11 protein-coding genes are annotated in these 15,382 nt (G+C 54.1%); 3 read left to right on the forward strand and 8 right to left on the reverse strand.

All coding sequences use genetic code 11. The features are described 5' to 3' along the window. Positions 1-7 precede the first annotated feature (7 nt). Complete coding sequence (locus tag HOL66_13155) at positions 8-1,024, forward strand: hypothetical protein (GenBank protein MBT5245179.1); 1,017 nt, start codon at positions 8-10, stop codon at positions 1,022-1,024. A 195-nt stretch (positions 1,025-1,219) separates the two neighbouring features. Continuing rightward, positions 1,220-2,665: a DASS family sodium-coupled anion symporter gene (locus HOL66_13160; protein MBT5245180.1), complete on the forward strand. Its 1,446-nt coding sequence runs from the start codon at positions 1,220-1,222 to the stop codon at positions 2,663-2,665. Between the two features lie 146 nt (positions 2,666-2,811). On the opposite strand, the gene HOL66_13165 is transcribed toward HOL66_13160, so the two are convergent. The 7 genes from HOL66_13165 to HOL66_13195 all read right to left on the reverse strand — a co-directional run bounded on the left by HOL66_13165 (position 2,812) and on the right by HOL66_13195 (position 12,967). After that, positions 2,812-4,764 carry an FAD-dependent oxidoreductase gene (locus HOL66_13165; GenBank protein ID MBT5245181.1) on the reverse strand — a complete coding sequence of 651 codons (1,953 nt, stop codon included), beginning with the start codon at positions 4,762-4,764 and terminating at the stop codon, positions 2,812-2,814. Between the two features lie 245 nt (positions 4,765-5,009). Further along, positions 5,010-7,220, reverse strand: a complete 2,211-nt coding sequence (locus HOL66_13170) for a ferredoxin (GenBank protein ID MBT5245182.1) — start codon at positions 7,218-7,220, stop codon at positions 5,010-5,012. Positions 7,221-7,270: 50 nt separating this feature from the next. Further along, entirely contained in the window at positions 7,271-8,236 is a 966-nt protein-coding gene (locus tag HOL66_13175; protein ID MBT5245183.1) for a 2-oxoacid:ferredoxin oxidoreductase subunit beta, read from the reverse strand. 5 nt (positions 8,237-8,241) lie between these two features. Continuing rightward, positions 8,242-10,209: a 2-oxoacid:acceptor oxidoreductase subunit alpha gene (locus tag HOL66_13180; protein ID MBT5245184.1), complete on the reverse strand. Its 1,968-nt coding sequence runs from the start codon at positions 10,207-10,209 to the stop codon at positions 8,242-8,244. Between the two features lie 20 nt (positions 10,210-10,229). After that, positions 10,230-11,735, reverse strand: a complete 1,506-nt coding sequence (gene gltA / locus HOL66_13185) for an NADPH-dependent glutamate synthase (protein ID MBT5245185.1) — start codon at positions 11,733-11,735, stop codon at positions 10,230-10,232. Continuing rightward, entirely contained in the window at positions 11,735-12,682 is a 948-nt protein-coding gene (locus tag HOL66_13190; GenBank protein MBT5245186.1) for a sulfide/dihydroorotate dehydrogenase-like FAD/NAD-binding protein, read from the reverse strand. The genes gltA and HOL66_13190 overlap by 1 nt, the downstream gene beginning before the upstream one ends. A 72-nt stretch (positions 12,683-12,754) precedes the next feature. After that, positions 12,755-12,967, reverse strand: coding sequence for a hypothetical protein (locus tag HOL66_13195; protein MBT5245187.1), 213 nt, complete (start codon positions 12,965-12,967; stop codon positions 12,755-12,757). A gap of 310 nt (positions 12,968-13,277) precedes the next feature. On the opposite strand from HOL66_13195, the gene HOL66_13200 reads away from it, so the two are divergent. Further along, positions 13,278-14,114 (forward strand): class I SAM-dependent methyltransferase, encoded by an 837-nt coding sequence (locus tag HOL66_13200; protein ID MBT5245188.1) that lies wholly within the window; start codon positions 13,278-13,280, stop codon positions 14,112-14,114. 51 nt (positions 14,115-14,165) lie between these two features. On the opposite strand, the gene benE is transcribed toward HOL66_13200, so the two are convergent. Next, on the reverse strand, positions 14,166-15,332 hold the full coding sequence (gene benE / locus HOL66_13205; protein ID MBT5245189.1) for a benzoate/H(+) symporter BenE family transporter: 1,167 nt from the start codon (positions 15,330-15,332) through the stop codon (positions 14,166-14,168). Positions 15,333-15,382 lie beyond the last annotated feature (50 nt).

Here is a 15,382-nt window from a genome sequence, read left to right on the forward strand (position 1 = left end):
GTTGGATATGGTTGAGTCTGGTCATCTTCAATTTGTCCCTTACGAAGAGTTAGGTGACAGGGCTAATATTATTGTCGATGGGGCAGCCAATAGAGGAACGGAAATTACACTTTCCCATTGGCCGAAGAGTGGCTGTCCGAAGGCCTTGAAAGCTGATAGCTCGGCGGAAATTGTTTTTAATTATCTGGCCTGCCCCGAGCTTCATGCTGCTGCTTCTGCAGTTTCCAACAACCATTTCGATCAGGATGGGCTGGTTGGCCTCTATAGTCTGATTAATCCAATAAAGGCTTTTGCCAATCGCGACTTGTTGATCGATGTGGCTCAGGCTGGTGATTTCGCCATCTATCAGGACCGCCGGGCGGCAAGAATAGCCTTTACATTGGCGGCATATGCCCAGGGCGAAGTCTCGCCCCTTGATAGCGCAATATTTGCTCTCCCTTATGAAGAAAAATGCGCCGCCCTTTATCAGAAAATGATCCCCCTTTTGGATGAAATTATCGAAGACCTTGCTTCCTTTGAGCACTATTGGCATGAAGAAGATCAACACCTTTCAGAAAGTGAAGCACTAATACGCCAGGGCCGTGTCGAGATCGAAGAAATCAAGGAACTCGACTTGGCCATTATCACCCTACCCAAAGAAATAAAAACAGGCCTGGCGCGTCGCTTTAGCCAAGACCTGATGACCCTTCTTCATCCTATGGCGATCCATAACAAGACAGTTTGCAACCGTATTCTGAGGGTCCAGGAAAACCGATATTCCTTCACCTATCGCTATGAAAGCTGGGTCCAGTTTATCTCGGCACCACCCTTGCCAAGGGCAGACCTCTCGCCCTTGGCAGAAGAGCTAACAAAGGATGAACCCGGAGACGCAGTTTGGCTGTTTGATGAGGTCTCCGACCTTGCCCCGCAGATGACCTTAAGCGGCAATAATGTGAGCGCTATCCCGGTGGACAAATTCAAAAAGCGACTCATTGATTTTCTGGCCACTGCCCCATCTGCCTGGGATCCTTTTGACCGGGATTGAAAATATCAGGCACCGGGTCCGGCCAATGTCCAATTCATGGCGATCAATGTCCGCTTAGCGTAAAAAAGAAGACATTATGTGGTCATGGCTGACACATCGGGTTTTAGCCATAAGCGGACCAACAATTCACCTTACCTCACATTTATCGACATTATTTATTGGGTTTTAGCTCAGGAGATAGTGTAGTCACAATATATGAACCAGACCACGGACCCCACGAAGAGATCCTTAAGGCCTGTCACGGTGCTCGCCGGAACCATTTTGGGCATGGGGATCATTGTGTCGCCCGTGCCGGAAGGTTTTTCGCCTGATGCCTGGAAGGTGCTGGGCGTGACTCTCTGGATGGCTTTTTGGTGGTTGACCGAGGCCTTGCCGATTGCCGTTACGGCCCTCATGCCCCTGATCATCTTCCCGGTCCTGGGGATTTTCGATTTCAAAACGTTGGCCGTGTCCTACGCCCACCCACTGATTTTCTTGTTCATGGGTGGTTTCATCATCGCCAAGGCCATTGAGGCTTGGAACCTGCACCGGCGCATTGCCCTCCTGATTGTGCGGGCCTTTGGCACAAGGCCTGATTATCTGATCGCAGGTTTTATGTTGGCCACGGCTATTTTGAGCATGTGGGTCAGTAATACGGCGACCACGGTCATGATGTTGCCCATCGCCATTTCCATCATCGGGGTGCTGAACGAAAAAGAAGAACCGCAGATCGCCGCCAATACGGCGACGGCCCTTCTGTTGGCCATCGCCTATTCGGCCAGTATCGGAGGGGTTGGTACCTTGGTGGGGTCACCGCCCAACGCTCTGCTTGCTGCCTTCGTCCAGGAACAGTTCGGCATTGAGCTGGGATTCGCCAAATGGATGACCATTGGCTTACCAGTGGTCTTTATCATGCTTCCGTTGTCCTGGCTGTTGTTGACCCGGGTCACTTGTCCGGTAGCGCGCCGTTCAATTCCCGGCGCCGATGAAATTATCAAGCAAGAAACGGAAGCCTTGGGGCCCATGTCCATTGAGGAAAAGCGAGTGCTGGCCGTTTTTGTGCTAACGGCTTTATGCTGGATTTTCCGGCCCCTGATCAGCGTTGCCTTTCCCTACATGGGTTTGACCGATTCCGGCATTGCCCTAATCGGCGCGCTGTCGCTTTTCATTATTCCCACCGGCAAGGGAAACGGAGGCAGCCTTATGACATGGCCCCGGGCCGTCTCGCTGCCATGGGGTATATTGCTGCTTTTCGGTGGCGGTCTGAGTTTGGCCGGGGCCATTGCCAATAGCGGACTGGCCGGTACTATCGGCGGCGGTCTGACCGGTTTGGGAAATTTTCCGGCCATCGTTCTGGTGGCTGTCGTAACGGCAATGATCGTCTTTCTGACCGAGATCACTTCTAACACGGCGACCACGGCAATCTTCCTGCCCATCGTCGCCACGGTGGCGGTAAGTGCCGGTATCGCTCCCCTGGAACTCATCGTCCCCGTGGCCCTGGCGGCTTCCTGTGCTTTCATGATGCCAGTTGCGACCCCGCCCAACGCCATAGTTTTTGCCAGCGAGCGGTTGACCGTGGCCCAGATGGCCAGGGCGGGTTTCCTCCTTAACATAATTGCTATTTCCGTGATTATTTTTGTCACCTGGGCCTTGCTGGGCTAAGCCCCTCCTGTGACCGGAAAGCGGTAATGTCCGTACGGGGTCAGAAACAGACTAAATCAACTGCACGAATTGACTTCCGCCCGCCGGCGTTCGGAATACTGTGCATCTCCTGGTCCAACACTTGCCGACGCTCAGGGTTGCCTTATCTACAAGGCCCGGGCAACATTCATGCCTTCGAAAATAGCCTCTTCAGCGGAGCGCGGGCTGCGGCAGTCTCCTGCTGTATGGATCCTGATGCCGCTATCGCGCAACGCGTCCTCAAGATCGGTGAGCGGCCGATGGCCCTGCGCGATGACGAGGGTATCCATCCCGCCGCATTCCACGGCTTCGCCTGACAGGGAGTGCATGAAGAAGGCCGTATCGTCAGCCGCGCCGAAAAAGCGCACATAGGGAATAACCTCGACACCGAGTTTGTGAAGCTCGCCGGCCCAATGCCAGCGCAAGTATTTTTGCAGGTTCTGTCCCGCCATTTCGCCATCAACGCACAGACGCACGTATGAACCGTCCCGCGCCAGTTTCTCCGCGACCCCCAACCCTACCCAGTCGCAGCGCCAGTCGACGATGACAACCGACGCGCCGGGATTGGTTTCGCCTTTCAATATCTGCCAAACGTCAACTGCGTGGACGGTGTTCTCTATTTCAAGTTCGGGCCAATATGGAACGGCGCCCGTCGCAACGATAACATCGTCGGGCCGCTCGGCCTCGATGACGTTTCTGTCCACGGGGATGTTCAATCTGACCTCCACGCCGGCCAGTTCCATCTCGCGTTTCAGATTGTCGACAATGACGCCGAATTCGCTTCTTCCCGGCAACATCTGCGCCAGCAAGGTTTGGCCACCCAGCACACCTGATTTTTCAAAGAGCGTAACCTTGTGGCCACGCTCGGCTGCCACGGCAGCGGCCTTCATACCGGCCGGGCCGCCGCCGGCGACAAGGACACGCTTCGATGTTTCCGTTTTTGGAAGGGGTGGAAGTTCCCGCTCACGGCCGGAAACGGGGTTCTGAATGCAGGAGATGCGAATACCCATATGGTAATGGCCGATGCATGCCTGATTGCAGCCGATGCACGCGCGGATATCGTCAAGCCGCCCTGCTTGGGCCTTGTTAGACATTTCGGGGTCGGAAATCATGGCGCGGGTCATGCCGCACATGTCGGCCTGGCCGTGTTCAAGGATCTGCTCGGCAAGCTGCGGCTGGTTGATGCGGCCCGCGACGAAGACAGATTTCCTGACGCCCGCCTTTATTGCGCCTGCCTTGGGCGCCAGATAGGCATGGTCGATCATCATCGGGGGGACCACGTGAACGGACCCGGCAAGTCCCATCATGGAGCCGGTTGTGACGTTCAAATAGTCGAGCTCAGGTTCCTCGTTCAGACGGTGGCAAATTTGCAGCCACGCGGCCTCGTCGAGACCGTCAGGTTCGTGCTCATCGGCCGAAATGCGCAACCCGATGACCTTGTCGGGGCCAACCTCTTTCCGGGTGGCATTGATGATCTCGAAAAGAAACCGAAACCGGTTTTCTTCGGATCCACCAAACTCATCGCCACGGAAATTGGTCTGTGGATTAAGGAACTGGGCGATAAGCATGCCGTGGCTGGCGGTCAGTTCCATGCCATCCAGACCAGCTTCGGCCATGCGACCGGCTGCTCTGGCGAAGCAATCGATGATATGCCAGACATATTGCGTCGACATGGTGCGCGGCATGCAGTGGAACCTGTGATCGGGCACCATGGACGGTGCGTGGGCGACACGCTGCATGCCGTCCTGCGTATAGGAAATACGGCCACCGTGGTTGATCTGGCCGAAGACCTTCGTTCCGTGCCTGTGCACCGCGTCCGCGACCATGCGGTATCCGGGGATGCAATCATCGTTGCTGGTGTTCAGGTAATACGATTCCGCTACCTCGTCATCCACCGGGCGCGACGATTCCATGATGATGAGACCGGCCCCGCCGCGTGCGCGTGCTTCGTGATACGCCGCCATGTCCTCGGAAGGTGCGCCGTTCCTGGCCAGGATGGTTTGGTGCGAAGACGAAAATATCCGGTTTTTAATCTCCAGCCCTCGGATTTCGTGAGGTGTGAAGAGGTGTTTAAACGTCATGACAAATTCAGAGCTGTTGCGGAAAAGGCTGGATCGAGGATCGGCATTTAAGAACTACGATAAAAGACCGAATTCATCATCGACGCTATAGTTAAATTACAGAATTGTCGTTGATACCTAATCTCGCTCACGATTTTAATAAAACCTGAGATAAAGAATGTCCGCTTACCACCTTAAAGCGGACGTACTAGTTTTTTATAACGTTTTATCTATCAATAAAATACGCAACGGCCTGTTAAAAAGATTCAATTAAAGGCCTCGGCCCGCGTCATCAATTCCTTGAGGTTCGGTTCATCGGGATTGACCGGCTGGCCCGGATGGATGATGGCGACCTGGCAACTTTCGGCGGCTAGTACCAATTGCTTGTAGGTGCCGGCATTCAAGTCGGCTATGTATGCCTGCTTGTTGTCGTCGTAAAGGAACATGTTTTTATTAATTTCCACGCATTCTTCACAGGTGGTGCAGCGGGGCGTTTCGATATAGGGCTCATCGGACGACGGCGGCGTGAATTCTTCGCTGACACTCTCCACATCGGTTTCAATTTCATCACTTGTGGCTGTGTCCGGTCCGGTTTGGGCTTCCCGATTTTCCCTTTCCGCAGCCAATGCCTTCCTGGCGTATGAATTGTCAACGCCGCCCAGTTCCCGAAGACTTCGCCACATCCTGCAACATCGCCGTGCGGCCTGAATTAATCTGGCCTCGACGATGACCCGGTGAAGGTCGTTATTTTCGTCAACCATCAGGATGTAAGGAACTTTCCCTGCCGCTTCTGTATCGTCAAATTCCATGAACGCGCTTGCCGGAACCATCTGGTCATTCCATTGGGACTTGGGAACGCCGGCGAAGCGCTTGCTATATCGTTCATCCATGGCGGCGAAGTCGACGAAGGTAAAAGCGATTGTATCGGAAAATTTTTGCAGATCTTTATCTTCGTAGACGAAATCATGAACCGGCCAGTCCATTTCGGGTTGCGGGTTTCCTTCCACCTGGAAACGGGATTCCCAGTCATATCCGGCGCCCGGGTCGTAGACAAAGGCAGGACATGCACGGGAATCAGTTGCCGCTGCCGCCCGCAGGTAGAGCGGTTTCTGGGGTGTGTTTTTGGCCGCACGAGATGGTTTTCCCGATTGTCCTGAATAAATGCTGAACAGGGCCGGACCGCGGTGGGTCAATCCCTTAAGGACTTTTTGGTGCATCCGGTACAGGTCGGCGCCACTGGCCTGAAGGATAAAGACGTCGCTCAGGCCCAATGCCATGGAGGCTAATTGTGATCCCCTGACACCAAATGAAAGCTGGCCCGAAGCGATTGACAACTGCTCTACGATGTCATCGTTCTGTGCCAGAACCTTGATGGGAAGACCCGAGGAGAGAACCTCCATCAAATCGGCTTTTTCCTCCTTGGCATCTGTGCAGTTGCGCAGGCAAATAAGATAGGCCGGCAACATGGCGAGATCATCGGCTTCCAGGTAGCGTTCGTCGTAATTGCGGAAGAACGGGTCATGTGTCGCTTCCTTGTAACGGCTTTCAATTTCCAACTGGGCGATTGTCATGGCCTTGACGAGACTAACCATTTTCGGCAATCGCAACCGGAATGCCTCCATCGCCGGTGCACAATGGTCAAAAATATAGGTTTGCGTTTTTTTCCGCCGTTTCTTCCCGTTGTTTCCGTTTACTGAAGGGAAAAACTTCTGCGCATTGAGGGTCGATAGAACGGACTGGATTCGACGCCAGCGTTTTTCAGGCAAGGCCCCGGGTACAAATGCCGTGCCAAGAATATCGGACATGGAATTAAAATCGAAAGCCGATTCATAAGATGAACCGACCGTACTTTTAAGGGCTTCGGGGTTAAACGCGGTGGCGGACTTCATCGAGTCGCCTTTAAGAATATTCATCAGTTTAAGCGTCAGCTCATCGAGCCTTCTGGAAAACTTGCGCGCCTTTTCTTCCTGAACGGCGTTCCACGCGTGGGACAGGACCTTTTCCGGGGTGTCCTCATCATAGTCGATAACTTCACCGTTTTCAGGCAGCGCATCGCGGATCGTCTCGAGGATTTTCTCGTCCAGCTTTGGCGCGCCATTGCCACCGCTCTGCGATAGCAGGTTGCTTTCGGCCAGTTGCCATAATTCGTTTAAGGATCCCTTGTTGCCGTCCTTTACCAGAACCCGGATTTGCTCTTCTAGGCGCAGAGCGACCTTACGCAGCCGCTCGCCTTCCGTCCCCGTGGACGTGAATTCGCTCAGCATTTCTGTGACAACATCGCAGAGAGAATGAACCCACGGCGTGCCGTTGCTTCCTTTGAACAGGACCAAAGGAAAATCATAACGGAGTTTAGACAGGTCCCCGTAGCCACTGAGCAATGCTGGTTGAAGACCGCGCCGCCCTATCTCAAAAAGATCGCCGCCGGAAATTTGCCCGGTAAAATGGAACGTCGACAGTGGTGAATGTATTTCGTTCATGGCGTCATCACATTCTTTTTTTCATGATCCTGACCGACAGCGCAGACATTTCACGCCGCGGGGTGAATCGTGAATTGATCGAACTCCTTCTCCAGCACGCTTTTAACAACATCGGGTGTATACAAACGGTCGGGTTTGCGCAGGTCCTCATAGCAAGGCATTTCCTGATTTCGATACAGAACGCCCACCGGCATCGGATGATAGGTTGATGCAATTTCGCGGGCCTTGTTGCGATCTGATGGATCGTGCTGTTCCAGGTTCGGGTAAACTTTCCCCAGTTCCGGCCTGACTTTGACACCGTCGTCATGGTTAAGAAGCAACATACGCGCGGGGTCCTTAACCCATTCATCGAACCGGCCCGGCAGGAATTCGGGGCATCTTTGCAGAATGCGCACGAATGAAAATCCCTTGTGATGGAAGGCCGCCTCGATAATGTCGTACAGCATGTCGGGTATCCAATCGACAGCCTGGGCTACAAACGATGCGTTGCGGATACCAAGGCTGACACTGACCGGGTTAATCGGTTCAAGGAGCGTGCCGCTTGGTGTTGTTTTACTTTTCAGACCTTGCGGAGAGGTTGGCGAGGCCTGATTTTTGGTTAATCCGTAAATGCCATTGTCATGCATCAAGACGGTCATATTCATGTTGTAGCGCAGCGCATGAATCCAGTGTGCAGTGCCAATGGAGCAGCAATCACCGTCGCCGGTAACGACAAACACATGCAAATCCGGTCGGCGCATTTTTATACCCTGGGCGACGGGCATGGCCCGACCGTGGAGACCGTGAAAACCATAGGTGTTCATGTAATGGGGAAAGCGGCTGGAACAACCGATTCCCGAAACAAAGACGGTCTTTTCCGGGGCCAGTTGTTCATCCCGACAAAGGCGCTGCACGGCCGCCAGAATGGCGTTGTCGCCACAGCCGGTACACCACCGCGGAACACGCCCTTTGTAGTCGTCAATGGGATGTTCGTCTTCAAGTTGGCGCAAGGCGCATTCGGCGATTGGTATTGACATCGTCGTCATTCCTTCCGTTGCAGGCGCTGACTGGCGGCTCGGACGACGGAACCCGGTTTAATGGGACGTCCGCGGACTTCCGTCCAACAATCTACGTCGACCAGGAACCGGGCCCGCAGGAGCCAGGCAAGTTCCGAATAGCGTCGATTTTCCTCGTCGATGATTTCGTGTTCCAGGTTGTCCGACCAGTTGCCCTCTACCGTCATCACGCGCTCAAAGCCCTTTAACACGTCCTTGATCCCCGATGGCATGGGCTGGATAAACCTAAGGTGCAGGGACGACACCTTGTGACCATCCTCCTGCAACAGTGTTACCGCTTCTTCGACCGCGCCCTTGGTGCTTCCCCAACTGACGATCAGCAGGTCGCCCTCGCTGTTGCCGAAGACGGGCGGCGTTTTCAACGTTTTTTGAAGGGCCGCCAATTTAAGGCTGCGGTGCAGCATACCATCCTGATTGGTGTCAGAATCGTAGGCGACACAGCTCTTGCGATCATGGGCAAGGCCAGTCAGGCAATGCATACCGCCCGGCTGTCCGGGAATAAACCGCCGCGAAAGGCCGGTTCGATGATCCCAGTCATAGGGAACAAGGCCCGCTGAAATTTCACTCTGATCCACCGGTGGCGCCATCCAGTCTTCACTGATATCGGGGCGCGGGAAAGGTTGCTGGGCCGATGCCAAACTGGCATCTGTCAAAACGACAACGACGGTGTTGAAGGTTTCGGCGATTTTGCGCGCGGTGATCATCGAATAGAAGCAATCCTCAATATCGGACACGGCCATCACCACCTTGGGATTGTCGCCATGGCCGCCGAAGCACGAAAACAGCAGGTCACTCTGTTCTGTTTTTGTCGGCAAGCCGGTGCTGGGGCCGCCGCGCTGAACATCGACAACGACCAGGGGAATTTCCGTCATCACGGCAAGGCCGATGGTTTCCTGCTTCAAGGCCAGACCCGGGCCAGAGGTAATGGTCACCGCACACTTACCGGCATAGGAGGCGCCAATGGCAAATGCGCAGGCGGCAATCTCATCTTCGGCCTGATGGACAACACCGCCAACGGTTTCAAAAACCTCACTCAAATAATGGGAAACCGAGGTCGCCGGTGTAATCGGATACATGGCGCAAACTTCCATGCCCGAAGCCATAATGCCAAGGCCCAGGGAAACGTTGCCGTTTACGACGATTTGCGCTTCGTTCAATGGCGAAGGGGGAATGCGGTATTTGAATGTGAGATTGGCCTCGGCCCAGTCGTGCCCGGCTTCAAGTAGCTGAATGTTGTTATCGATGATGTTCTGGTCTTTCTTGGCGAAGATGAAGGCAACCTGTTCGCGGGCGACCTGCATGTCCAGACTGTAGATGCTGCACAACATGCCCAGGACAAACATGTTCTTGCCGCGCCTCGGGTCGGCGACATATTTCAGGCATTCGCTTTCCATGGGGATTTCCTGGATTACGTAACCGCTTTCCTCCAGTTGCCCGATGGTCCGTGTATAAGCCGCGACAATTTCCGCATCGTCATCGTTCCGCCATTTGTTTTCTATGAGGATCGTACAACCGGGTTTTAGCTCGTGCGCATGAACGCGTCCCAGAAGAACTTGCTCGTTGAAAGCAACAACCAAATCAGCTTCGTCACCGCCGTTGGTAACCCGACCCGCCGCCAAGCGGACGCGGTTACCGCTACCCCCGGCGATGCTCCGTGCCGGCGGTTGAATTTCGGCCGGGATAATTTCGACTGTCCAAATTCCGTTTCCCATCCGTGCCGCGATGGACGCCAGGGACTGACCACAGCGTTGTGCCCCTTCACCGGAATCACTGATCACTTCAACGATATGCTCGCGCAATTCCTGCACGGGTTTCTCTTTCGACGATACCCGTTGCGGCTTTCCCATGGGCGCTGAAGCTTTCGCGGGTTTTTGAGCGCGCGCCTGTCGTTGCCGGGTAGCGGTTTTTTCTTTTTTTAGTGCCTGTGGGTTCATCTCATTTAATCCTTCCGCTCTTAAGCGATGCGGACCCGGGCGAAATTTTTCTCGCGGGCGTCAATGCCAAACAGGGTGGGTGGGATATCTTCGCGTTCAGTTGTGCAGAGGCTGTCGGTATCGCGAATACCGAGGTATTTTTTCATGCTCGATGCAGCATTGCGACCGGCGCCCATGGCCAGAATCACGGTAGCGCCACCGGTAACGATGTCGCCACCGGCATAAACACCGGCCATCGATGTGGCGAGATTTTCATCGGTTGCGATGTAGCCCCACTTGTTGAGCTTTAACTTCGATGTCTGACCAATGATCGGGTTGGCATTGGTGCCGATGGCGTAAACGATCATATCAGCCTCGAACTCGAACTCACTACCTGCGACGGGAACGGGGCGACAGCGTCCCGATTCGTCGGGTTCACCAAGCTCCATGCGAATGCAGCGCATACCGCGAACGTTGTTCTGATCGTCACCTAAAATTTCGACGGGGGCGGCCAGCCAGTGGAATTCGACACCTTCTTCTTCGGCATGGTCAATTTCCTCGACCCGGGCAGGACTTTCATTTCTGGTGCGCCGGTACACGCAGTGAACGTTCGCGGCGCCAAGGCGCAAACATACCCGCATGGCATCCATGGCCGTATTACCCGAACCGATGACGGCAACCCTTTGGCCCAAATGCAAAGGGGTGTCGTAATCAGGAAACTCGCCCGCGTGCATAAGATTGCAACGGGTCAGCAATTCGTTTGCCGAAAGCACGCCATTCAAGGACTCGCCGGGAATGTCCATGAAGCTCGGATAACCGGCGCCCGTGCCGACAAAGACGGCGTCAAAACCCATCTCGTCGCGCATTTGTTGAAGTGTGAATAATCGCCCGACCAGGGTGTTGCACTTTATTTTGACGCCCAGTTTGCTAAGAGCGTCAATCTCGGCATCGATGACGGCGTTTGGCAACCTGAATTCCGGAATGCCGTATCTGAGGACGCCGCCGGGTTTGTGAAAGGCTTCATAGACGGTGACGTCGCATCCGGCTTTTGCCATATCCGCCGCGCAGGCAATCCCGGCCGGGCCAGAACCGACGATGCCAATACGAAAGCCATTTGGCTCTATGTAAGGAATGTTGCTCCAACCTTCCTTGATGGCCATGTCCCCGACCCAGCGTTCGAGCCTGCCAATGGCCACCGGCTCGAGTGTATCGGCGACTGTGCAAACACCTTCGCATTGATCTTCCTGTGGGCAAACCCGTCCACAGATGGCCGGCAGCAGGTTGGACTGGGTCAATACATCGTAAGCGCCACGGTAATCCTTGGCGGAAATTTTGGCGATAAATCCTGGAATATCGATGCTGACAGGGCATCCGGGAACGCACTGTTTTTCAGGACACATAAGACACCGTTCGCTCTCGTTCAGGGCATCTTCCAGCCCGTAACCAAGGGCAACCTCGTCGAAGTTCTTCACCCGCTTCTTGGGGTCTTGATGCGGAATTGGCGTTCTTTCCTGAGGGATGGTGCGGATGGTTTTCTTTTTAGCCATCACGACCCCGATCCGGCAGATGGGGCGTCTTTACCCCTGATGCGACAACTATCGGACCAACGCTCCATGGCTTGTTTTTCATCTTCGGTGAAGCGTTTTAACCGGTTCATAAGATCGTCGAAGTCGACGAGATGGCCGTTGAAATCGGGTCCATCGACGCAGGCAAACTTGATGCCCTCACCGATTTTAACCCGGCAGCCGCCGCACATGCCGGTGCCATCAACCATAATCGGGTTAAGGCTGACGGTGGTTTTAATGTCCGCCGGGCGCGTCGTTTCCGCGCACGCCTTCATCATGATTGGTGGGCCGATGGCGACGACTTCGTCAATATCGGTGTGCTTTTCCATGGCCAGTTTGATGCCATCGGTAACCAGCCCCTTGATTCCGGCGGAACCATCATCGCTGCAGATAATAAATTCATCGCAGTATTTTCTGAATTTATCCTCCCAAAAGACCAGTTGCTTGTTACGAAAGCCGATGACGCCAATCACATAGGCGCCACTTTCTTTAAAGGCGCGGGCTTGCGGGAATACAGGGGCCACGCCCAGGCCACCGCCAACGCAAACAACCTTTTTGCTGTTTCCTATGTGGCTCGGCATTCCCATGGGGCCGACAACACCGAAAAGCGTGGTTCCTCTTTGGCAGATCTGCTGCATCTCTTTGGTCGTCTTGCCAACGGCCTGGATGACAAGTGTTACGGTGCCTTTTTTGCGATCAAAATCAGCAATTGTAAGGGGGATGCGCTCACCGTGCTCCTGGGCAATGACGATGACAAACTGGCCCGGCCTTGCCGCCTTCGCCATGATCGGGTGACGGAATTCAAGCATGAAGGTAACGTCAGAAAAGTCTTCCCGCCTGACGATCTCGACAGTGGGTTCATCCTCAAGCCCTGGGGATGAAATTAATGTTTCTGATAAGTCTGTTTTTTCGCTCGACGTGGTACCCATCTTGGATCACCTCCGGCAGCGGCATCAACAATACCGCGGAATAATAGGCCGATGCCTTTGCCGGACAATGATCTAGGTCAAATTTGTCGTTTCGACAGGCACCGGGTCTGGTTGAGCATTCCTGGATATGTTGTATCCAGCTTCCTCAAGTGCCCCAATGATGTCTTTAGCAAGCACCTCCGGGGAGGGATGGGCCGATAAAAAACCACTTTCTGCAATACTCATTGCATGATTTTCCCCGATTTTCAGGGTTCGCTCGATAATCTGGACAATCTCTTCGTTCATTTCGACCCCCGTGCTTAAATTCAACAAGAACGTAACAAGGGTGTGTTTTAAAATGTCTGGTGATCAGGAAACACAAATACCCCTGAGCGTAATCATATGACAAAGTTTTCACGAGAATTGCATTGATCTAGATCATCACCCGCCCTGTGGCGGCCCACACAGATATCCACTCTACCCGCAAGCCTGAAATCCGGATTTTATGACGGCATCAAATGATTGCTGGCCGTATAGGCATATTTCAACGATTACCGGGTTGTCCCGGTAAAGCGAAACGATACAATATGAAATAACCAGATCGGGGAATGGGGCCATGGATCAAAATATTAAAAACATTCACAGCTATTACTCGCCAGGTGATTTGTATAACAAGATCATTGAAGGGCTTGGCAAGCTTGGTAAGGATTTAACGAAAGTCACACTGGATGATCTTCATCCCGTGGATGAGTTTCATATCCGGGGCGAAACGGCCACCAGGGAGCTCATTGAGCTGTCTGGTTTTTCCTCTGACCTTCATATTCTGGATGTCGGTTGCGGCATCGGCGGCTCCACACGCCGCCTGTCCCATGAAACAGGTTGTCGTGTAACCGGCATCGATTTAAGCGATGCCTACATTGATACCGCAGAGCGATTGACCGCATTGCTCAATATGCAGGAGCGGGTCAAGTTCCATGCGGCCAGTGCGTTGGAATTACCGTTCGATGACAATTCATTTGACGGCATCTGGTCTTTGCAGATGAACATGAATGTCGAAAATAAACTGTCGTGGCTAACCGAAACCTGTCGTGTGCTCAAACCTGGCGGTAACGCCGTCTTGTATGAAGTGTGCGGCAGTAAAAACACCCCCCAGCATTTCCCCGTACCGTGGGCGCAAGACAGTTCCATGAGTTTCCTGGTGCCACCCGACGCGTTCCGTGAGCTCATAACATCCGCGGGTTTTGAAATTTCCGTCTGGAATGACAAGACCGATCTCGCAAAGCAGGCCTTTGCAAAAGTGCAAAAACCTGTGGGTGAGCCTGATCTGCCGGTACTGGGTGTGTACATGCTGGCTGGAAACGACATTGGCGCCAAGGCCTATAACCTGCGCCGCAACCTTGAGGAAGAACGCGTCAGCCTGATTGAAACTGTAGCGCTAAAACCCGGTCTATAAAGCGTCTGCGCAAAGTGGATATCCGGCGACCATTACCCTGCCAAGATAAGCTTAAGCGGTGTCCTTGCGGTGATCCCAAAGATAAACAGCCGCCCCGGCAAGAAGACCCCAGAAAACCCCGCTGATGCCAAAAAATGTCATCCCCGAAGCCGTGACAAGGAATGTCACGAGCGCCGCCTCACGATCCGCTGGCGAGGACATGGCCGAAACAAGGGAAGCGCTTAAAGCGCCAAACAGGGCAAGGCCGGCAACGGCGGCAATCAGGATTGGCGGTGAAATGCTGATGAAGACAATGGCCGCACTGGCGCTCAGTCCGAAGACAATATAAATGACGCCGCCAATGATCGCCGCCCAGTAACGCTTTGCAGGATCGGGATGGGCTTCCTCGCCCGCACAAATCGCCGTGGTAATGGCGGCAAGGTTAACCGCGTGGCCACCGAAGGGCGCCGAAGCCAGACTAAACAATCCGGTCCAACTGAACATGGCGCCGGCATCGGGTTTGTAACCAAAACTGTTGAGGACGGCGATGCCGGTAATATTCTGTCCTGCCATGGTGATGATAAACAAAGGAAGGGCAATGCCGATAATGCCCGGGACGGTAAAGCCGGGAGTTACAATAAACGGCATTGACCAGATGGCGTCGATCTGGCCGACATCAACATCGTGAACCATGACAATGAGCACACCAGCGACCAGCACGGCCGCAGGGACGGCCAACAGCCGTTTTATTCTGGCGACGACAGCCCAGACCACAACAATGGACAAGCCGACAATTGGAAACCTGGCGATGGCTTCAAAGGGAGCCAGACAAAGCGGTAACAGAACACCCGCCAGCATGGCGCTTGCCAAAGCGTTCGGTATGGCTGAAATGGCGCGCCCGAACGGCTTCCATAAACCGGCAAGAATGATAAGTACTGCGGTAACAATGAAGGCGCCAACGGCGACCGGGAAGCCACCCTCTATAGGCGCGAGTGTCGCCAGGAACGCAGCGCCCGGCGTTGACCAGGCGACACTGATGGGCATGCGGGTCTTGATGGCCAGAAAGACCGCGCACAAACCCATGGAAATGGCCAGGGCCATCAGCCCGGATGTCGCCTCTGCCGAACTGGCGCCGACACCTTTGAGGCCCTGAAAAACAATCGCGAATGAACTGGCAAAACCAACAAAGGCGGCAAGAGCGCCCGCCGCAACAGCCCCTACAGATAGATCCTGTCGCATCCTGTCCCCCATGAAAAAGATTCCCGCACGTAGGTACACTGCCGGGAGTT

It is taken from the genome of Rhodospirillaceae bacterium (assembly GCA_018662005.1).
Classification (GTDB): Bacteria; Pseudomonadota; Alphaproteobacteria; order Rhodospirillales; family JABHCV01; genus JACNJU01.